14 protein-coding genes are annotated in these 19,106 nt (G+C 69.3%); 10 read left to right on the top strand and 4 right to left on the bottom strand.

From position 1 onward, the window contains the following. Positions 1-2 precede the first annotated feature (2 nt). Genes ASG37_RS11305 through ASG37_RS11290 form a run of 4 tightly spaced genes read left to right on the top strand, consistent with a single transcriptional unit; the run spans position 3 to position 6,506 of the window. Complete coding sequence (locus ASG37_RS11305) at positions 3-2,003, top strand: response regulator (protein WP_156349130.1); 2,001 nt, start codon at positions 3-5, stop codon at positions 2,001-2,003. Between the two features lie 8 nt (positions 2,004-2,011). Beyond that, a complete protein-coding gene (locus tag ASG37_RS11300) occupies positions 2,012-3,055 on the top strand; it encodes a chemotaxis protein CheB (RefSeq protein ID WP_200909743.1) in 1,044 nt (347 codons plus the stop codon). Then, complete coding sequence (locus ASG37_RS11295; protein ID WP_055759842.1) at positions 3,052-4,707, top strand: ATP-binding protein; 1,656 nt, start codon at positions 3,052-3,054, stop codon at positions 4,705-4,707. Before ASG37_RS11300 ends, ASG37_RS11295 begins: the two co-directional genes overlap by 4 nt. Beyond that, complete coding sequence (locus ASG37_RS11290) at positions 4,707-6,506, top strand: response regulator (protein ID WP_055759839.1); 1,800 nt, start codon at positions 4,707-4,709, stop codon at positions 6,504-6,506. Before ASG37_RS11295 ends, ASG37_RS11290 begins: the two co-directional genes overlap by 1 nt. Here ASG37_RS11290 and ASG37_RS11285 read toward each other — a convergent pair. After that, positions 6,478-7,206 carry a hypothetical protein gene (locus ASG37_RS11285; RefSeq protein ID WP_156349129.1) on the bottom strand — a complete coding sequence of 243 codons (729 nt, stop codon included), beginning with the start codon at positions 7,204-7,206 and terminating at the stop codon, positions 6,478-6,480. The two genes, ASG37_RS11290 and ASG37_RS11285, sit on opposite strands and share 29 nt — an antisense overlap. Continuing rightward, positions 7,196-7,795: a L,D-transpeptidase family protein gene (locus ASG37_RS11280; protein WP_055759833.1), complete on the bottom strand. Its 600-nt coding sequence runs from the start codon at positions 7,793-7,795 to the stop codon at positions 7,196-7,198. Before ASG37_RS11280 ends, ASG37_RS11285 begins: the two co-directional genes overlap by 11 nt. Positions 7,796-7,965: 170 nt before the next feature. Between ASG37_RS11280 and ASG37_RS11275 the strand changes: the two genes are divergently transcribed. Both ASG37_RS11275 and ASG37_RS11270 read left to right on the top strand, forming a co-directional pair. Next, positions 7,966-8,667: a murein L,D-transpeptidase catalytic domain family protein gene (locus ASG37_RS11275; protein ID WP_321163618.1), complete on the top strand. Its 702-nt coding sequence runs from the start codon at positions 7,966-7,968 to the stop codon at positions 8,665-8,667. 209 nt (positions 8,668-8,876) lie between these two features. Next, on the top strand, positions 8,877-10,931 hold the full coding sequence (locus ASG37_RS11270) for an NAD(+) synthase (RefSeq protein ID WP_055759827.1): 2,055 nt from the start codon (positions 8,877-8,879) through the stop codon (positions 10,929-10,931). Positions 10,932-10,975: 44 nt separating this feature from the next. On the opposite strand, the gene ASG37_RS17690 is transcribed toward ASG37_RS11270, so the two are convergent. Together ASG37_RS17690 and ASG37_RS11265 are read right to left on the bottom strand one after the other, a co-directional pair. Beyond that, on the bottom strand, positions 10,976-11,359 hold the full coding sequence (locus ASG37_RS17690) for a hypothetical protein (protein ID WP_156349128.1): 384 nt from the start codon (positions 11,357-11,359) through the stop codon (positions 10,976-10,978). A 129-nt stretch (positions 11,360-11,488) separates the two neighbouring features. Then, entirely contained in the window at positions 11,489-12,355 is an 867-nt protein-coding gene (locus ASG37_RS11265; protein WP_055759823.1) for an oxygenase MpaB family protein, read from the bottom strand. A gap of 104 nt (positions 12,356-12,459) precedes the next feature. Between ASG37_RS11265 and ASG37_RS11260 the strand changes: the two genes are divergently transcribed. From ASG37_RS11260 to ASG37_RS11245, 4 genes are all read left to right on the top strand, one after another. After that, positions 12,460-14,100: a histidine kinase famiy protein gene (locus ASG37_RS11260; protein ID WP_082448260.1), complete on the top strand. Its 1,641-nt coding sequence runs from the start codon at positions 12,460-12,462 to the stop codon at positions 14,098-14,100. Positions 14,101-14,181: 81 nt separating this feature from the next. Next, positions 14,182-16,356 (top strand): histidine kinase dimerization/phosphoacceptor domain -containing protein, encoded by a 2,175-nt coding sequence (locus ASG37_RS11255; RefSeq protein ID WP_235532991.1) that lies wholly within the window; start codon positions 14,182-14,184, stop codon positions 16,354-16,356. Beyond that, on the top strand, positions 16,353-16,868 hold the full coding sequence (locus ASG37_RS11250; protein WP_055759820.1) for a hypothetical protein: 516 nt from the start codon (positions 16,353-16,355) through the stop codon (positions 16,866-16,868). The genes ASG37_RS11255 and ASG37_RS11250 overlap by 4 nt, the downstream gene beginning before the upstream one ends. 719 nt (positions 16,869-17,587) lie before the next feature. Next, on the top strand, positions 17,588-19,063 hold the full coding sequence (locus ASG37_RS11245; RefSeq protein ID WP_055759817.1) for a M16 family metallopeptidase: 1,476 nt from the start codon (positions 17,588-17,590) through the stop codon (positions 19,061-19,063). The last annotated feature ends 43 nt before the right edge of the window (positions 19,064-19,106 follow it).

The following is a 19,106-nucleotide window of genomic DNA, read 5'->3' as shown; positions in this document are numbered from 1 at the left end:
TCGTGGACGAGCTTGAGGCTGAATTGCTGGCGGCGTTCGCGTCGGAACTGGCCGAGCATATGGCGGGCATCCGCGGGAGCCTTGCCGATGCCGATGCCGGCCGCGCGGTCGACCTGCGCGAATTCAGCCGCCGGGCGCACAGCCTGAAGGGGGCGGCGCGCGCCGTCGACCTGCCCGATACCGAGGCGGCGGCGCACGAGATGGAGGCGCTGCTGCTCGGCGTCGAGCGCGGCGAGGCGGCACTCGATGCCGCGACGATCGCTGCGCTGCGGGCATATGCCGACGCGATCGAGGACGGCGCGGCCCCCGCCCCCGATCCCGCGCTGCCCGTGGCGGAGGATGATCGCCGCGTCGCGCTGCCCGGCCACCGCGTCGAACGGCTCGGCCGGTCGCTGAGCGTCCTTGCCACGCAGATCGCCGATCAGGGTGCCGTCACTGACCGGTTGCAGGCGCTGTGCGACGATCTGGCGGGATTGCAGGCGCTGGTGGCGCAGGGCGGCAATGCCGAGGCGGTCCGCCGCGTCGCGCAGGCGACGACCGAGGCCGAGCGCATCCGCCGCCTGCACCGCCGGTTGGCCGACCAGCTCGAACGCTCCTCGGCCGAACTGGAACGCGACGGCGAACGGCTGCTGCTGCAACCCGTCGCCACGCTGTTCGACGGATATGAACGCGCCGTGCGCGACCTCGCCACCGCCGAGGGCAAGACCGCGCGGCTGCTGCTGCCCGACGTGGAGGGCGAGGCTGACCGGCGGGTGCTGGCCGCCTTGCGCGATCCGCTGCTCCACCTGCTGCGCAACGCGGTGCGCCATGGCATCGAACCGCCCGGCGTCCGCGTGGCAGCGGGCAAGACCGACGAGGGGCTGATCGCGATCGAAGCGCGGATCGATCGCGGCCGGCTGACGCTGACCGTGCGCGACGACGGGCGCGGGCTGGACGACGGCGCGATCCTCGCCCGCGCGCGCGCCGCCGGCCTGATCGCGCCCGATGCGCCGCGTCCCGCCCCGGCGGCACTCCACGCGCTGCTGTTCGAACAGGGGTTTTCGACCGCCGATCGGCTGGACGAGGTCGCCGGGCGCGGCATCGGCCTGTCGGTCGTCGCGGAGACGGCGCGGCGGCTGCACGGATCGGCGACGATCGCCCCGGCGGCGGGCGGCGGCACCGCGATCCGCCTCACCGTGCCGCTCACCCTCACCCGCCGCACGCTGTTGCTGGTCGAGGTGGGCACGATGCTCTGCGCGCTGCCCGCCGACGCGGTCCGCCATGTCCGGCGGATCGCGCCCGCCGACCTGCACGCCAGCGGCGATGCGACGATGCTGGTCGTGGATGGCGATCCCGTGCCGGTCACGCGGCTGGGCGACGTGCTGGGCGAAGCGCACGGCGCCGGGAGTACGATGCTGAATGCCCTGGTGCTCATTGCCGACGGGCAGCGCCGCGTGCTGGTGGTCGATACCTTGCGCGAAGTCCGCGCGCTGCTGGTCGGCGATCCGCAGGCGATCGCCGCCGACGTGCCGCTGGTGCTGGGCACGGTGCTGGTCGGCGGCGCAGTCGTCCTCGTGCTCGATCCGGCGCAACTGGTGCGCGACCGCCCCGGCATGCCGCTGCTGCCCGCCGCGACCGCCACCGATGCGGCGCGCACGCGCACCATCCTGGTGGTCGACGATTCGATCACCACCCGCACGCTGGAACGCAGCATCCTCGAAGCGCAGGGCTACCGCGTGCTGGTCGAGGTCGACGGCCTTGCCGGGCTGGAGCGGCTGCGCTCGGGCATCGATGCGATCGACCTCGTCGTCGCCGATGTCGAAATGCCGCGCATGGACGGGTTCGGATTGCTTGCTGCAATACGGAACGATCCGGCACTGAAAACGCTACCCGTCGTCATGATGACCTCGCGCAACAGCCCCGACGACATCGAACGCGGCCTCGGCCTCGGGGCCGATGCCTATGTCACCAAGCAGGATTTCGATCAGGGAACGCTGATCGGCGTGGTCCAGCAACTGCTCTGACGTCCCTCATGCCACGTCGCACCACCCCCGCCCGCGTGATGATCGTCGAGGATTCGGCGGTCGTCCGCCGTCTGTTGACCCATATCGTCGCGGGCGATCCGCGCCTCACCGTCGCGGCGGCGGTGGCCAGCGCGGAGGAAGCGATCGCCGCGATCCCGAGCGTCCGGCCCGACGTCATCTCGATGGACATCCGCCTGCCCGGCATCGACGGGCTGGAAGCGACGCGGCGGATCATGGCCGATCATCCCACACCGATCGTCGTGATTTCCGCCTCGATCGATCGCGGCGAACTGGGCAACAGCATGGACGCGTTGCGCGCCGGTGCGCTGTCGGTCGTCGAAAAGCCGGTCGGGCTGGCGGACGCCGCCTATGTGCAGGTCGCCGCCGAAATCCGCACCCAACTGGCGATCATGAGCGAGGTGGCGGTGGTTCGCCGGCGGATGCGCGAACCGGCGCTGTCGCCACCGGTCATGCCGCCGCGCACCCGCGCGCCCCGCGTCCTGCTGGTCGCCGCCTCGACCGGCGGGCCGCCCGCGCTCGCCCGGCTGTTCGCGGCGCTTCCCGCCGACTTTCCGCTGCCGATCCTGCTCGTCCAGCACATGGGGGCGGGCTTCATGCAGGGCTTTGCCAACTGGCTGGGCAGCGTCGTGCCGCAGCAGGTGGAACTGGCCCGTCACGGCGACCTGCCGCGCCCTGGCACCATCCATGTGGCACCGGGCGACAGTCACCTGACGATCGGCTGCGCCGGCACGATGACCGTCTCGACCGACCCACCGGTCGGCGGGCAGCGCCCCTCGGCCACCCGCCTGATCGAAAGCGGGGCGACCGCGCTCGACGGCGCGGCGCTCGCCATCGTGCTGACCGGCATGGGCGATGATGGCGGGGCCGGGGTCCAGACCCTGCTCGCGGCCGGCGGATCGGCGGTGGCGGAGGACGCGACCACCGCCGTCGTCTATGGCATGCCCGCCGCCGCGCAGCGCGCCGGTGCCCTCTCGCTGCCGCTCGGCATGATCGGCCCGCATGTCCGCCGGATCGTGGAACGACGGGCATGAGCGACGCCGCGTCGATCCTGCTGGTCGAGGATTCGGATACGCAGGCGCTGCAACTGCGCCGCATGTTCGAACGCGCCGGCATGACCGTCGAGCGCACGCGCGACGCCGAAACGGCGCTCGGCATGCTCAACGTCCGCCGCCCCGACCTGCTCGTCGTCGACTATCGCCTGCCCGGCATGAACGGCGACGAACTGGTCCGTATCGTCCGCCAGACGACCGCGACCCGTACCCTGCCTGTCCTGATGCTGACCGGCGACGATGCGTCCGACATCGAACGGCAGGGGCTGGACAGCGGTGCCAACGCCTATGTCCCCAAGCGCGGCGGCGGCGAACTGATCGTCTCGCGGGTCCGCGCGCTGCTGCGGCAGGCACGGTCCCGCCCGGTCGAGGACGGCCCCGCCCCCGCGCTGCGCCGCGCCCGCCTGTTCCTGCTGGGCGGGGTGAGCGCGGACCGCGACACGTTGTTCGTGCGGCTGACCGCCGATGGCTATGACGTCGGTGACATCGGCACGCGCGTCGCGGCGCTCGCCGCGATCGACACGGACGGGGCCGACGGCATCCTGATCGTCGAACACGATGGCGCGACCCGGTTCCAGACGACGCGCCTGCTCGACGCGCGCCGTACCGCGCGCGCCAGCGGCATCGCGCTGGTCGCGCTGACCGACGATGCCGATCCCGCGACCGTCCTCGCCGGGCTCGCCGCCGGGGCGGACGACGTGGTGCCGCAGGGGCGCGACGGCGACATGCTGCTCGTCCGCATCCGCGCGATCGTCCGCCGCAAGCTCGCCCGCGACGAGGAAGCGGCGGCGCTGGAGCGCGACCGGACACAGGCGGTGGCGCTGGCGCAGGCGCGGGCCGAGGCCGAATCGGCCGAACGCCTCGCCCATGCCAATGCCGAACTGGCCGGGGCCAACGCGCTGCTGCGCGAGACGCAGGCGCAACTGGTGCAATCGGCCAAGATGGCGTCGCTCGGCGAACTGGTCGCCGGCATCGCGCACGAGATCAACAACCCGCTCGCCTTCATCCTCGCGCATCAATCGACCGTCGAACGCGCGGTCGGCGCGGCGCGCGGCGCGACCGACGATGCGACGCGCGAGACGCATCTGACCAAGGCGTCAGACCGGCTCGACTCGATCCGCTCGGGCCTTACCCGTATCCAGGAACTGGTGGTAAAGCTGCGCCGCTTCTCGCGGCTCGACGATGGCGAGGTATCGCGGATCGACGTGCCCGAAGCGATCGATTCGGTGCTGACGCTGCTCGCCCCGCGGCTCGGCACCGTCGGCGTGACGCGCGACTATGGCCCGCTGCGGCTGCTCGAATGTTCGGGGGCGCTGGTCAATCAGGTGGTGATGAACATCGTCGCCAATGCCGCCGACGCGGTCGATCCCGCCGGCGGTCACATCACCGTGTCGACCGCGTCGGACGGCGGCCGCTTCACCATCCGCATCGCCGACAACGGCCCCGGCATCCCGCCCGACCGGCGCGAACGGGTGTTCGAACCGTTCTTCACCACCAAGGACGTCGGGGCCGGCACCGGCCTCGGCCTCGCCATCGCGTACGGCGTGGTCCGCTCGCACGGCGGGACCATCGCCATCGAAACCGCCGCGCAGGGTGGCGCGGCATTCGTAATCACGATACCGGAACGGCCGTAATGGAAAAACCCGGCACCCCGCCCCTACTGCTGCTGGTCGATGACGAGCGCGAGATCCTCGTCGCGCTGACCGATCTGCTCGAGGATCGCTACCGGGTGCTCGCCACCACCTCGCCGGTCGAGGCGCTGGGGCTGGTCGCGGCGAACCCCGACATCTCGGTGATCGTCTCCGACCAGCGGATGCCCGAATTGACCGGCAGCCAGTTTCTGGGACAGGCGCGGCCGACGACCGATGCGGAGGCGATCCTGCTGACCGGCTATGCCGATCTGTCGGCGGTCGTCGCCGCGCTCAACGACGGCGCGATCAGCGGCTATGCCAACAAGCCGTGGGACGGCGACGCGCTGCGCGCGATGATCGATGCCGCCGCGACCCGCTTCGCGTTGCGCCGGGCGCTGGCGTTCGAGCGGGCGGCGTTCGACGGGCTGATGCGCAGCTCGGGCGACCATGTCGTCATCCTCGACCACGACGGCGCCGTCGTGCGCGGCGACGGCGCTCCCGCCGACTTCGCCGATCGGGCCGCACTGGCCGGCGAGGCGATGGCCGAGGAGGAACGGCAGGACGGCGAGGCCGGCGGCGGCGAACGCTGGACACTGGTTCAGCGCATTCCCTTCGGCCCGCCCGACCGGCGGTTCCTGCTGCGGATCGAGCGCGACGACACCGAACGCCGCCTCGCCCAGCGGCGTCGGCACCAGTCGGAAAAGCTGGAGGCACTGGGGACGCTGGCAGGCGGGATCGCGCATGATTTCAACAATCTGCTCGCCGCCATCCTCGGCAATCTCGAACTGGCGCAGCGGCGGATCGACGATCCCGTCCGGCTGCAGCGTTTTCTGTCCGCCGCGCGCGAAGCGGCGGGGCGGGGCAGCGCGATCACCCGCCGCCTGCTCAGCTTCAGCCGCCAGCGCGACCTTGCCGCCGAAACCTTCCACCCCGACACGGCGATCCGCGCGGTCGAGGAACTGATCGTCCGCACCGCCGCCGGGCGCATCCGCCTCACTTATGATTTCGCCGATCCGGCGTGGGCGGTACGGACCGATCCGGGGCAGTTCGAACTCGCGCTCCTGAATCTCGCGATCAACGCGCGCGACGCGATGGGGGGTCAGGGGATCGTGTCGATCGCCACCGCCAACATTGCCGACGCCACCGGCATGGCCCCCGGCCTGTCGGGTCCGTTCGTCCGCATCTCGGTGGGCGACACCGGCACCGGCATCGACGATGCCTTGCGCGAACGGGTGTTCGAACCGTTCTTCACCACCAAGGCGCAGGGGGTCGGCACCGGGCTCGGCCTGCCGATGGTGCGGGCGATGGCCCGGGCGGCGGGCGGCGAGGTGACGATCGACAGCCGTTTGGGGGAAGGCACCACCGTCCACCTCTGGCTCCCGCCGGTCGCTGCCGAAGCGCTGGCCGCACCGGCGGCCGCCGCCGGGCCGGTTGCGCCGCGCCGCGTCCTGCTGGTCGAGGACGATGCCGAGGTGCGCCACGTCGTCACCGCGCAGCTCGAGGCGATGGGCCATCACGTCACCGCCTGCGCCACCGCCGACCGCGCGCTCGCCGCGCTCCGGCCGGGCTATTGCTGCGACCTGCTCATCACCGATTACGCCATGCCGCTGCTGTCGGGCGTCGAGCTGGCACAGCGGGTCCATGCCTGTTGTCCGGGACTGCCGGTGCTGCTCATCACCGGCTTCGCCGAGATCGGTGAACGGCAGGTCGATCTGCCCGTCCTGACCAAACCGTTCAGCAGCGATCAGTTGCACGCGGCGATCGCCGGCGTCCTCAACGTGGACAGCGCACCCGGCGGATAGGCGCGCCCTCGCCCGCGATCGTCAGCACGTCGCCCGCGACTCGCAGCGTCTGCCGCGTCGTCCAGCGTTCGCCCTCGCCGCTATAGGCCACCGCGATCGACACGCCCCCGGCGACCGGCGTCACCGCCGTCACGTCGCCAAGGCTTTCGTGGAAGCGCAGCTCGCGCGGGGAGATCGTCACGCCTTCGATCGAGGTGGCGGGCGCGGCACAGGCCGCCGCGTCGCGATCCCACCGCCCGAGGAACGCCGCCGGGATCGTCGCCTGCGCGCGCGGCGTCGGAAAGGCACAGCCGCGCGCGGTCCGTCCGCCCACCGTCAACACGCTGCGGAACGGGCGCGGCTCGCCCGACATGTCGTCCGCGCACGCCCGGTCGGTCACGGTGACGCTGACGCCCTCGGCCCGCCACCGCCGCCCGTCCGGCACCGCGTCGCGCGCGACGATCGCCAGCCGCCGCTCGGGCAGGTCGACCCCCGACAGGCGGATTGCATCGCCATCGATCGCGGCGGCATAAAAAGGTTCGTTGGTCGTCGCCGTCACCGCATCGGGGATTGCCGAGGTCGCGGTCGGGACCGGCGTCGGCGTCGGCGTCGGCGTCGCCACCGACATAACGACGGTCGCGACCGGTTCGGGCGCGGGCGACGGCGCGCCACCGCATCCGGCGAGCAACGCCGCCAGCCCGATCGCCACTCTAGCGCGCACGCCCGCCCCCGCTCACCCGGTCGTCACGCGCCGCCAGCATGCCCGCGATCGTGCCGTCGAGCACCGGCGCCGCATCCGCCGGGCGCCGCGCCGGAAAGGCGATGACCTCGTTCACCACCGCCACCTGCCCGCCCAGCCGCGTCACCTGAAACAGCGCGCGCGCGAACGGCGTCGGGATGCGGATGCAGCCATGCGACGCAGGATAGCCCGGCAGGCTGCCGGCATGCAGCGCCACCCCGCCCCATGTCAGCCGCTGCATGAACGGCATCGGCGCGTTGTTGTAGAGGTTGGAGCGGTGGAACGGCCGCTTTTGCAGGATGACATATTCGCCGATCGGGGTGCGCTTGCCCGGCTTGCCGGTCGACACGGTCGACGCTCCCACCAGCCGATCGCCGCGATAGACGAACGCCATCTGCATCGGCACGCTCACCACCATGCTGATCTCACCGCCCTGCGCCGGATCGTCGGCCCAGCGATGGTCGCCCGGCCGCATCGTCAGCACCGCCCGCTCGATCGCCAGCGTGTCCGCGTCCTGCGCCATCGCAGGGCACGGCAGCACCGACAGGATCAGGGCCAGAGACAGTCGCATCGCCACACTATCGAACAGCGCATCGGGTTTGGCAAACGCGCCGTTAACGATACGCAGGCGACCGGCCGTTGCAACGCTGCGGCAGACGGCGGAACGCACAAACCGCCGACAATTGAACCGGTTCCAGTAGTCGTTTAATTATACGGAACAGCGGAATCACGAGGATGTGGATGCAGGACGCAGAGGTTCGGTCGCGGCGAGCGGTATTGAAGGCGGCGGGCGGGCTCGCCGGTCTGCTGCTGACACAGGGCTGCGTCCGTCCATCGGTCGGTCCGGTCGCCTCGGCTCCGGTGCCGCATGCGCCCTATCCGTCGCTGGCGCGGATGCCCGCCCAACCGGTGCGGACGATGGCCGCGCCGGCCACGGTCAATCCCAAGCTGTTCGAACGCGCCGTCGCCGCGCTCGACCGCCACTCGCACAGGCTGCGCCGCACCGATCGCATCGTCATCGCCGACTTCGCGCTCGATTCGGCGCACCCCCGGTTCCAGTTCATCGACATGCACAGCGGCGTCGTATCGGCGATGCGCGTGACGCATGGCAGCGGATCGGACCCGGCGCATCGCGGCCAGCTCGAACGCTTCAGCAACATCCCCGATTCCAACGCGACCTCCGAAGGCGCGTTCACCACCGACAATTACTATATCGGCAAGCATGGCCGCTCGCAGCGGCTGGTCGGCCTCGATCCGACCAACGACAACGCGCTGATGCGCGCGATCGTCATCCACGGCGCATGGTATGCCAACCCGGAAATGATCGCCCAGCACGGCAAGCTCGGCCGCAGCCAGGGCTGTTTCGCGGTCGCCGAGGGTGATCTGGCGCGTGTGTTCGACCTGATCGGCGAAGGGCGGATGCTCTACGCCGCCAAGGTGTAACGCCCAGCCACCCCTCATACCGTCGTCACCCCGGACTTGTTCCGGGGTCCACCGGGCAACAGGCGATGCCCGTCGCGCCTCCATCGTCATCGTTTGCGGCGAGGTAGACCCCGGAACAAGTCCGGGGTGACGCTGAGGGGTATCGAAGCCCCCAAACCACCACCCCTTCGCGCTGGCATCCCCCCACCCGCGCCGGTACAATCGCGCCCATGACCGCGCACCTCTTCGCCTCGATCCACACCCATGGCCTGCTCCGCGTCGGGGCCTGCACGCCGCCCGCCAGCGTCGGCGATCCCGCCGCCAACGCCCGCGCCGCGATCGACCTAGCGCGCGAGGGGCATGATGCCGGGGCCGACCTGCTGGTCTTTCCCGAACTCAACCTCACCTCCTATGCGATCGACGACCTGCATCTTCAGGACGCGCTGTGCGACGCGACCGAAGCGGCACTGGCCGAGGTCGTCGCCGCCAGCGCGGACCTGAACCCCGTCCTGCTGCTCGGCGCGGCGCTGCGGCGCGGCGGCCGGCTCTACAATTGCGCGGTGGCGGTATCGCGCGGGCGCATCTTGGGCGTCGTGCCCAAGACGTACCTCCCCAACTACCGCGAATATTACGAGAAGCGCTGGTTCGCCCCCGGCGTCGGCCTGACCGGCCTGTCGATCGGCGTCGCCGGACAGGACGCGCCGTTCGGCACCGACCTGCTCTTCGCGGCCAGCGACCTGCCCGACTTCGTGTTCCACGCCGAAATCTGCGAGGATTACTGGGCGCCCCTCCCCCCCTCCACCGCCGGGGCGCTGGCGGGGGCGCTGGTGCTGTGCAACCTCAGCGCGTCGAACATCGTCATCGGCAAGGCACGCGAACGCGAACTGCTGTGCGCCTCGCAATCGGCGCGCACGCTGTCGGCCTATGTCTATTCGGCGGCGGGCATGGGCGAGAGCACGACCGACCTGTCGTGGGACGGCCAGGGCATGATCCACGAACTGGGCGAACTGCTCGCCCAGTCGCAGCGGTTCGACCGGGCGAACGGCGCGATCTATGCCGATGTCGATCTCGCCCGGCTGCGGCTGGAGCGGATGCGCAACGGCACCTTCAACGATTGCGCCGCCGCCAACGGCCATCCCGAAACCCGCTTCCGCCGCATCGCCTTCGATCACCGGCCGGGCTTCACCGACATCGGCCTGATGCGCGCGGTGCGGCGCTACCCGTTCGTGCCCAACACCCCCGACCGGCTCGACGACGACTGTTACGAGGCGTTCAACATCCAGGTCGAGGCGCTGCGCCAGCGCCTCGTCGCCTCGGGCACCAAACGACTGGTGATCGGCGTGTCGGGCGGGCTGGACTCCACCCATGCGCTGATCGTCGCCGCCAAGGCGTTCGACCGGCTGGAGCGCCCACGCAGCGACATCCTCGGCTTCACCATGCCCGGCTTCGCGACCGGCGAGGCGACCAAGGCCAATGCGTGGGCACTGATGCACGCGCTCGGCATCACCGGCGCGGAGATCGACATCCGCCCCGCCGCGCGCCAGATGCTCGCCGACATGGACCACCCCTTCGCGCGCGGCGAAGCGGTCTACGACGTCACGTTCGAGAATGTGCAGGCGGGGCTGCGCACCGACTATCTCTTCCGCCTCGCCAACCAGCGGCAGGGGATCGTACTCGGCACCGGCGACCTGTCCGAACTGGCGCTGGGCTGGTGTACCTATGGCGTCGGCGACCAGATGAGCCATTACGGCGTCAACGCCGGCGTGCCCAAGACGCTGATCCAGTATCTGATCCGCTGGGCGATCCGCACCGACCAGTTCGATGCGGCCACCGACACCGTACTCGACGCGATCCTCAACACCGAAATCTCGCCCGAACTGGTCCCCGCCGACGATCAGGGCCGGATGCAGAGCACCGAGGACCGCGTCGGCCCCTATGCGCTCAACGACTTCTTCCTCCACCATATCGTGCGGTACGGCATGGCCCCGTCGAAGGTCGCCTTCCTGTGTCACCACGCCTGGGCCGATGCGACCAAGGGCCACTGGCCGATCGACTTCCCCGAGGATGCGAAGGGTGCCTACGCCCTGCCGGTGATCGCGGCATGGTTGGAGAAATTCCTGTGGCGCTTCTTCCAGACCAGCCAGTTCAAGCGCTCGGCGCTGCCCAACGGTCCCAAGGTATCGGCCGGCGGCGCGCTGTCCCCGCGCGGCGACTGGCGCGCGCCGTCGGACGGCGTGGCGCGGGCGTGGGTGGAGGAGTTGAGAGCCGGGTTGCCGCCGTTGTAGGCATAACTTTCAAAGCTAGTTTCGATGGATCGCAGAACGACCGCTCATTGGCGAAGGCGACGCATTTGATCCTTCAGCGCATCCCAACGACCGTATTCGAACGCCGTTACCGCCAGTTGAGCGCTGTCGCCGTCATGAAACCCAGTAAGTGTCAAACCTAAGTTGCAAAGGACAATAAATCCGAGTGTTTCTTTTGCATCTCCGTCGAGCTCGGCCAAGTCACGCCAAATCTCGCTATTCGAGAAAATTGAGCGTCCTCGAAAGGTAACGTCCACCGGTGGGACAAGGGCGACCTCGACGGCGCGATCGTGCCGAAACACGACCCGGACGTGGTTGCCATGGTAGCGGAATGCCTCTTCACCGTTAAGGCTTGCACGATCTACTTTCGGATGATCGCCAAGAACTTTGTCGACTTGTGAACGTGTCATGCCGAGTAGCGCTGGGCGTAGCCCACCCTCATCAATCTGAAAGCTTAAATTCGCCATGCTGCGCTCCAGATTGGAAAGTTTGTGGCAGAACTTCCCAATCTCGGCAACTACGCTGTAGCAGACATCCGCCTACCCCTGCGCCCGCGCCGTCTTCTCCGACGCCGACCCGTTCAACGCCCAGCGCAACACCCGCGCCATCCCCTGCGCGCCCGTGCGCGCCGCGACCCGCGCCCCGGCGCTGCCGGCATCCAGTTCCAGCATCGCCCGCGCCCATGGCGGCAGCAGGTCGATCGCCGCCGCCGCATTGATCGCGCCGAACCCGCGTAGGAACGGACTTTTCAGCGGCTGCTTCACCAGCGCATCGCGCACCGCCTGCGTCCGGTGGTCGAAGCGCAATTCGCGGCGCATGCCGAGCAGATAGGCGTCGACCGCCGCCCGGCTGTCGGGCACGTCCACGGCCCCCAGCGCCCGCGCCACCACGACATTCTCGGCGAAATACCGGTCCTGATCGGCGCGCGACAGCATCGGATCGCGGTAGCGCAGATAGCCGCGCAGGAAACAGTCGACCTCGGCGACATGCACCCATGTCAGCAGATGCGGGTCGTTCGCGCTGTACGCCGTGCCGTCGGGCAGCACCCCATGGACGTGATCGTGGATCGTGCGCACCCGCCCGATCAGCCGCTCGGCCTCGGCGGTCCCGCCATAGGTGGTGGCGGCGATGAACTGCGCGGTGCGCTTCAGCCGGCCGAGCATGTCGCGGCGGAAATCGCTGTGATCCCACACCCCGGCCAAGGCACCTGGATGCAGCATCTGCATCAACAGCGCGGCGGTGCCGCCGATCATCATCGACGAGAAATCGCCATGCACCCGCCAGCTTACCGACCCCGGCCCGAACAGCCCGTCGTCGCCCGGCGCGCGGATCAGGTCAATCGCGCCATCGCCCGCGCCGGTAAGGGCGCGGACTTGGGTGGCGATGGCGTGGCGTACGGGATTCATGTCGGCAAAACGTTCCGATCGCGGGCAAAGGTCCGTATCGCACGCGGAACAAAACGGTACGCCAGCGGCTTTGACGGGAAGTTTCGAACCGGTAGAGTACCCCCATGGCGAGCCCTGCGAATACCGAAACGGGCGCGACGGGCGGTCCGCCGCCGCATCTGGCGCAAGCCAACGACGACATGCGCGATCCGAACAACGAAATCTTCTTCGCGGCGGTCAAGACGACGCGCATGCCGATGACCGTCACCGATCCCAACCTGCCCGACAATCCGATCATCTTCGCCAACCCGGCGTTCCTCTCGATGACCGGCTATGGCTGGGACGAACTGATCGGCAGGAACTGCCGGTTGTTGCAGGGGCCGGAAACCGATCGCGACACCATCGACGAGATTCGCCGCGCGATCGAACAGCAGCGCGAAACCTCGGTCGAGGTGCTGAACTACAAGAAGAACGGCAGCGCCTTCTGGAACGCGCTGTTCATCTCGCCGGTCTTCGACAAGAACGACAAGGTCCGCTATTATTTCGCCTCGCAGCTCGACGTCAGCCGCCGGCGCGATGCCGAGGACGGCTTGCGCCAGGCGCAGAAGATGGAGGCGGTCGGGCAGCTCACCGGCGGCATCGCGCATGATTTCAACAATCTGCTGACGGTGATCCAGGGGTTCACCGACATGCTGCTCAACCAGATCGACCGCGCCGACGACCGGCCGATCGATCCCGCCCGCGCGCGCCGCTCGCTGAAGGCGGTGATGCAGGCGGCCGAACGTGGTGCCGGGCTGACGCAGCAGCTTCTCGCCTTTTCGCGCAGGCAGAAGTTGCAGGGCCGTGTCGTCAACGTCGACGATCTGGTCGATTCGATGATGCCGCTGTTCGCACGCACCATCGGCACCGCGCATCTGGCAATCGAACTGACGCGCTGCGGCTCGCACTGCAACGCGCGGATCGATCCGGTGCAGGCGGAAACGGCGATCCTCAACATCCTGCTCAACGCCCGCGACGCGATGCCTGGCGGCGGCACCGTGCGCATCATCGTCGAAAAGGCGCGGATCGACCCGTCCGACGCCGGTTTCGGCGACGTGGCCAGCGGCGACTATATCGAACTGGCGATCAGCGACACCGGCACCGGCATTCCCGCCGCCATCCGCGACCGCGTGACCGAACCATTCTTCACGACCAAGGATCAGGGCAAGGGCACCGGCCTCGGCCTGTCGATGGTCTATGGCTTCATGAAACAGTCGAACGGCGCGCTGCGCATCGAATCGGAGGAGGGCAAGGGCACGACCATCCGCCTGCTCTTTCCCGCCGTCGACAGCGCAGCCGATCCGCTCGGCCAGCGCATGCCGCGCGCCGAAGCCGAATCGCAGGGCAGCGAAACCGTGCTGGTGGTCGAGGACCAGAGCGACGTCGGCGATCTGGCGGAGGCGATCCTCGGCGACTTCGGCTATCGCATCCTGCGCGCCTCGAACGGTCCCGACGCGGTCGCCATCCTCGAAAGCGGCCGGCCGATCGACCTGCTGTTCACCGACCTCATCATGCCCGGCGGCATGAACGGGGTGATGCTGGCGCGCGAGGCGCGGCGGCAGCGCCCGCGCCTGAAGATCCTGCTCACCACCGGCTATGCCGAGGCGTCGATCGAACGGGTCGATGCGCGCGGCACCGAATTCGATCTCATCAACAAACCGTACAAGCGCGTCGACCTTGCCGCCCGCGTCCGTCAGGTACTGGATGGACCGACCGGCGTCGGATGATAAGAAGCGGTATATCACGAAAATGGTACGACCCTCGCCGGCATATCGGGCGGGCACGACATGTTGTGGAAAGGCGCGGGTTTGGCGACGATTCCTGAAGTGCATACCCCCTTCGATCCGGTCGACGCGCGATCGCCCTCCGCGCTGGGGCAGGACCTGACGGCCTGCGACCGGGAGGCGATCCATGTCCCCGGCGCGATCCAGCCGCACGGCGTGCTGCTGATCGCCGATGCCGACAGCCTGATGGTCGTCGGCGCGGCGGGCGATTATGCCCCGCTGGTCGGCACCGTCTGGTGGAACACGTCGCTCGCCGCCGTGTTCGGCGAGGCCGGGGTCGCGATCCTCGCGGGCGACGGCACCACCCACACGCTGACGCCGCTGATCGGCGGCGACCGGTCGGCGGTCGCCCACCGCGAGGGGCGCCACTGGCTGATCGAACTCGAACCGCGCACCCCCGGCGCGCCGGGCACCGACGACGCGCTGGCGTGGATCGCGCGCGGCGCGGAGGAGTTTTCGCGCGCGATCGATCTGGAGGATCTGGCGGCGCGCGCCGCGGCGATCTTCGCCGATCTGACCGGGTTCGACCGGGTGATGATCTATCGCTTCCTCGACGATGATTCGGGCAAGGTCGTCGCCGAACGCCATGCCGATGGCATGGGCAGCTTCCTCAACCACCATTTCCCCGCCTCCGACATTCCGCGACAGGCGCGCGCGCTCTATATCCGCAACCGGGTGCGGGTGATCCCCGACGTCGGCTATGCCCCCGCGCCGATCGTCGCGTCCGATTCGGCGCTGGCGCAGGTCGACCTGAGCGATGTCGGCATCCGCGCCGTCTCGCCGATCCATATCCAGTATCTCCACAACATGGGCGTCGCCGCCTCCGCCTCGGTGTCGATCGTCAAGGACGGGGTGCTGTGGGGCCTCGTCGCCTGCCACCACCGTAGCCCGCGCGCGCTGTCGTGGCTCCAGCGCAAGACCTGCGAGCTGGTCGCCGCCACCCTCGCGCAACAGATACGGGCCAAGGAAGAGGCCGCCGACTATCGCGAACGCCTGCGCCTGCGCGCCGCCGAGGATGCGCTTGGCCTGCGGCTGGCGCAGGACGGCGATCCCGATCAGCTCGCCGCGCTGGTCGGCCACGAGCTGCAACGGATGCTCGGCGCGGACGGTTTCGCGCTCCATCGGGGAACCTCGCTCCACACCACCGGCCATGTGCCCGCGCGCGAGGACATCGCCGATATATCGGCATGGGTCCGGCGACAGGGGGTCAGCCCGCTCCACACCGCCAGCCTCGAACAACGCCTGCCCGCCGCCCGCGCCTATCGCGATCTGGCGAGCGGCCTGCTCGCCATCGTCCTCTCGGTCGACGAACCGGTCGTCCTGCTGTGGTTCCGCGCCGAGGAATTGCAGACCGTCAAATGGGCCGGCAACCCGCACAAGGCGGTCGCCGTGGCACCGGGCGAGCACCTCACCCCGCGCGCTTCGTTCGAGGCGTGGAGCGAGGAAATCCGCGGCTGGGCCCGGCCATGGTCGAATGCCGAGATCGAGGGCGCGCACCGCCTGTCGCGGATGTTCTTCGACCTGCGCCAGCGCCGCCGCATCACCGATCTCAACCGCGAACTGAACCGCGCGGTCGCCGACAAGGACGTGCTGCTGGCGCAACAGGACACACTCATCAAGGAGGTCAACCACCGCGTCCAGAACAGCCTGCAACTCGTCGTCGCCTTCCTCGCGATGCAGGCCAATGCCGAGAATGACGAGACGCTGACCCGCCACCTGACCGAAGCGCAGCGGCGATTGTCGGCGGTCGCGCTGGTCCATCGCCGGCTCTATTCGGACGACACCGTCACCGCCGTCGACCTCGGCCGCTATATCGAGGATCTGCTGGGCGAGATGCAGGGGTCGATGGGCGACGAATGGCGCGGGCGCCTGACGATGGACGTGGCGCCGATGCTCATCAACGCCGATGCGGCGGTACAGGTCGGGCTGATCCTCGTCGAACTGGTCATCAATGCCCAGAAATACGCCTATGACGGCAAGCCCGGCCCGATCGCGGTGACGCTGGAGCAGTTCCGCAACCGCTTCCGCCTGACCGTCGCCGACCGGGGGCAGGGCCGGCTCGGCACGCGGCAGGGCTTCGGCACCCGCATGCTGAACGCGATGGTCCAGCGGCTCGACGGCACGATCGAGGAGATCGATAATGCGCCGGGGCTGCGCTTCATCGTCTCCGCACCCGTGGGCGTGCCCGAGGACGCATGACCGCTTCCCAGGCGCTGCGCGCGGCGACGGCGGCGGCGCATGACGCGGTCGACGCCGCCTATGCCCGCTTCGACCTGACCGACCGCGCCGGCTATGCCGCGTTCCTCACCGCCCACGCCCGCATCCTGCCGCCGGTCGAGGTGGCACTGGCGGCCTGCCCCGCCCTGCCCGGCTTCCACCCGCGCACCCCCGTGCTCGCCGCCGATCTCGCCGCGCTCGGCCTCGCCATGCCCGCGCCGATGGCCGTCAGCCTTCCGCACGATCCGGCGGCGGCATGGGGCATGTTCTACGTCGTCGAGGGATCGCGGCTGGGCGGGGTAATGCTCGCCCGCAGCGTCGCTCCCGACCTCCCGCGAGCCTATCTCGCCGCCGGGCACGGTGCCGGCGACTGGCGCACGATCCGCGCCGCGATCGACGCTGCCGCCACCGGCGCCGATTGGACCGCACGCGCGGTCGCGGCGGCCGAGCGGTGTTTCGGTTGGTACGGGGCGGCGGCCGTGACTCCCGCATGACCGAATGGCTGATTGTCGCGCCAGACCGAATCGACATTCAGCCAATGCCGCCCCTTTTCGTCGTTCCCGCGCAGGCGGGAACCCATAGACGCTGCGGGTTCGGTTCCATCACCGCCGTCGACGTATATGGATCCCCGCCTGCGCGGGGATGACGTGAGGGTGTGTAGGGCAGATCTCCCCTGCCGAAGCCGACCGTTGATCCTGCCTTGCGCTGCTGGTCTGGACCCAGCTGTATTGCCTGCGCCGATCGATCGACGATCTCCGTCACGGACGGACCAAAGCCGGTATCTCCGGCGCGCTCGTGTTCGGCGGTGCGTTCTCGATCCTCGGCATCGGACTGTTCGTCGTGGCGATGTCGCTCTACTATGGCCGATCGACATTCAGTCGGCCGTGACGCCAGCGAAGAACATTTCCGTCACCCCGGACTTGTTCCGGGGTCCACAGTGCAGCGATCGATGCCGCTCGAAGCACTTGCGACAGCGTTCGCGGCTAGGTGGACCCCGGAACAAGTCCGGGGTGACAAGGGAGGGTGGTGTTTTCGACGACGAACTACACCGGAATAGCTGAATGTCGATCGGCCCTAGCATTGACGCCACGCCCCGGTGTGGACCGCTGTCCTACAGCGCCGACGATCGATAGGGTCGCCCTCCGTCACGATCCTGCCCCAAATCTCCAGCACCACGGGGCTGGATAGGCGATCCGTCTGGAGACTGCGACGAATGCGAAACTGGTTGTCGATGGCGCTCGGTGTCCTCCCGCTCGTCGCGTGCTGCGTCACCGCCGACGCCGCCCCGCGCGCGCGCCAGCCGTCCGCCCGCGCGACGGTGCCGCCGGGCGGATGGGGCATGCCCGTCACCGGCCGGTTGCGCAACGGCGTCCGCTTCGCAATCCTGCCCCGGCGCGGCGGCGAACCGGGCGTCGGCATATTGATGCGCAACGAGGGCGGCTTCATCGCCGAACGCCGCCCCGGCGAGCGCGGCCTTGCCCATCTGATCGAGCATGTCGTGTTCCACAGCCCGACGCGCGGATCGCCCGACGATCGCGATCACTTCATCCGCATCGGGCTGCAACACACCTTTCCCGCCCCGGAGGTCGCGACGACGAGCTGGCGCGAGAGCAATTATTTCCTCTCCACCAAAACGCGCTCGCCGGCCGATCTGGAAGCCACCGTCGCGCTGCTGCGCGAAGCCGCGAGCGACCTGACCTTTCGCGCCGACGCGGTCGATGGCGAACGTGCCTCGGTCATCGCCGAAATGGCCGACAAACGGCAGGGCAACGCCATCTATGCCGATTATATCGCAGCGGTCGCGCCAGGTTCGCCCAACGATCTGCTCGAAGCGCAAAACTCCGACGACGTACCGACCGCCAGCGTCGCCACGATCCGGGAGCTGTATCACCGGCTCTACCAGCCCCAAAACATGATGCTCGTCATCGTCGGCGATGTCGAACCAGCCGCGATACGATCGCTGATCGAACGGCATTTCGGACACTGGGCACAGACCGCGCCGCCGTCGCGGCCCGCCCGCTATCCGCAGTTCCGGCCCGAGCGGATCGGCCCGGTCAGCGTCGCCACCCGCGCCGACGGTCGCCGCGCGGCCCTGCTCGCCGTGGTGATGCCGACGCCCGCCCCGCCCGCCTCGCGCGACCAGCAACGCCGCGCGCAACTGATGGACCTGCTGCTCACCCGTGCGGTCGGCGACCGGCTGGCCGCGCTCGAACCCGGCAATCCGCCGGGCAAGCGCGGGGTGTTCATCGAAAACGGCGAACAGGGGCATCGCCAGATCATGGTCTGGGACTATTTCGCCGAGGGGCAATGGCAAGCGGCAGCGCAGGCGCTGCGCCGGACGACCTGCGCGCTCGCCACCACCGGCTTCACGCCGGGCGAATGGGATGCGGCACGGCGCAACCTGCTCGCCGATCTGGCGCAACGCGCGACCGACATGCCGAAGGCGACGAACGTCGTGATCGCCAAGGACCTGTCGCATGCGCTGGCCGACGACCGGGCGCTGATCCCGCCCGACGAACTGCTGCATCACGCACGGACGCTGCTGCCACGCATCGACGTCGCGGCCGGCAACGACTGGTGGCGGGCACAATGGCGCAGCGGCACCGCACACCTCCGCGTCGAGGCTCCCGAACTGGCCAGCGTCGCCGATCCCGTCGCGCTGGTCGGACAGGCAGCGCCGCCCTGCTGACGTGCGACATACGTGGTTAGTGTAAACTTTGTAAACTTTGGCG

Origin of the sequence: Sphingomonas sp. Leaf407, from assembly GCF_001425385.1 — a bacterium.
GTDB lineage: Bacteria > Pseudomonadota > Alphaproteobacteria > Sphingomonadales > Sphingomonadaceae > Sphingomonas.
This window is presented reverse-complemented; position numbering and strand designations above follow the sequence as displayed.

What these genes read in the sequence shown, in the direction of transcription:
- ASG37_RS11300 (WP_200909743.1), top strand. Translation starts at nt 2,012, where the DNA reads ATGCCACGTCGCACCACCCCCGCCCGCGTGATGATCGTCGAGGATTCG.
- ASG37_RS11295 (WP_055759842.1), top strand. Translation starts at nt 3,052, where the DNA reads ATGAGCGACGCCGCGTCGATCCTGCTGGTCGAGGATTCGGATACGCAG.
- ASG37_RS11290 (WP_055759839.1), top strand. Translation starts at nt 4,707, where the DNA reads ATGGAAAAACCCGGCACCCCGCCCCTACTGCTGCTGGTCGATGACGAG.
- ASG37_RS11280 (WP_055759833.1), bottom strand. Translation starts at nt 7,795, where the DNA reads ATGCGACTGTCTCTGGCCCTGATCCTGTCGGTGCTGCCGTGCCCTGCG.
- ASG37_RS11275 (WP_321163618.1), top strand. Translation starts at nt 7,966, where the DNA reads ATGCAGGACGCAGAGGTTCGGTCGCGGCGAGCGGTATTGAAGGCGGCG.
- ASG37_RS11270 (WP_055759827.1), top strand. Translation starts at nt 8,877, where the DNA reads ATGACCGCGCACCTCTTCGCCTCGATCCACACCCATGGCCTGCTCCGC.
- ASG37_RS17690 (WP_156349128.1), bottom strand. Translation starts at nt 11,359, where the DNA reads ATGACACGTTCACAAGTCGACAAAGTTCTTGGCGATCATCCGAAAGTA.
- ASG37_RS11265 (WP_055759823.1), bottom strand. Translation starts at nt 12,355, where the DNA reads ATGAATCCCGTACGCCACGCCATCGCCACCCAAGTCCGCGCCCTTACC.
- ASG37_RS11260 (WP_082448260.1), top strand. Translation starts at nt 12,460, where the DNA reads ATGGCGAGCCCTGCGAATACCGAAACGGGCGCGACGGGCGGTCCGCCG.
- ASG37_RS11250 (WP_055759820.1), top strand. Translation starts at nt 16,353, where the DNA reads ATGACCGCTTCCCAGGCGCTGCGCGCGGCGACGGCGGCGGCGCATGAC.
- ASG37_RS11245 (WP_055759817.1), top strand. Translation starts at nt 17,588, where the DNA reads ATGCGAAACTGGTTGTCGATGGCGCTCGGTGTCCTCCCGCTCGTCGCG.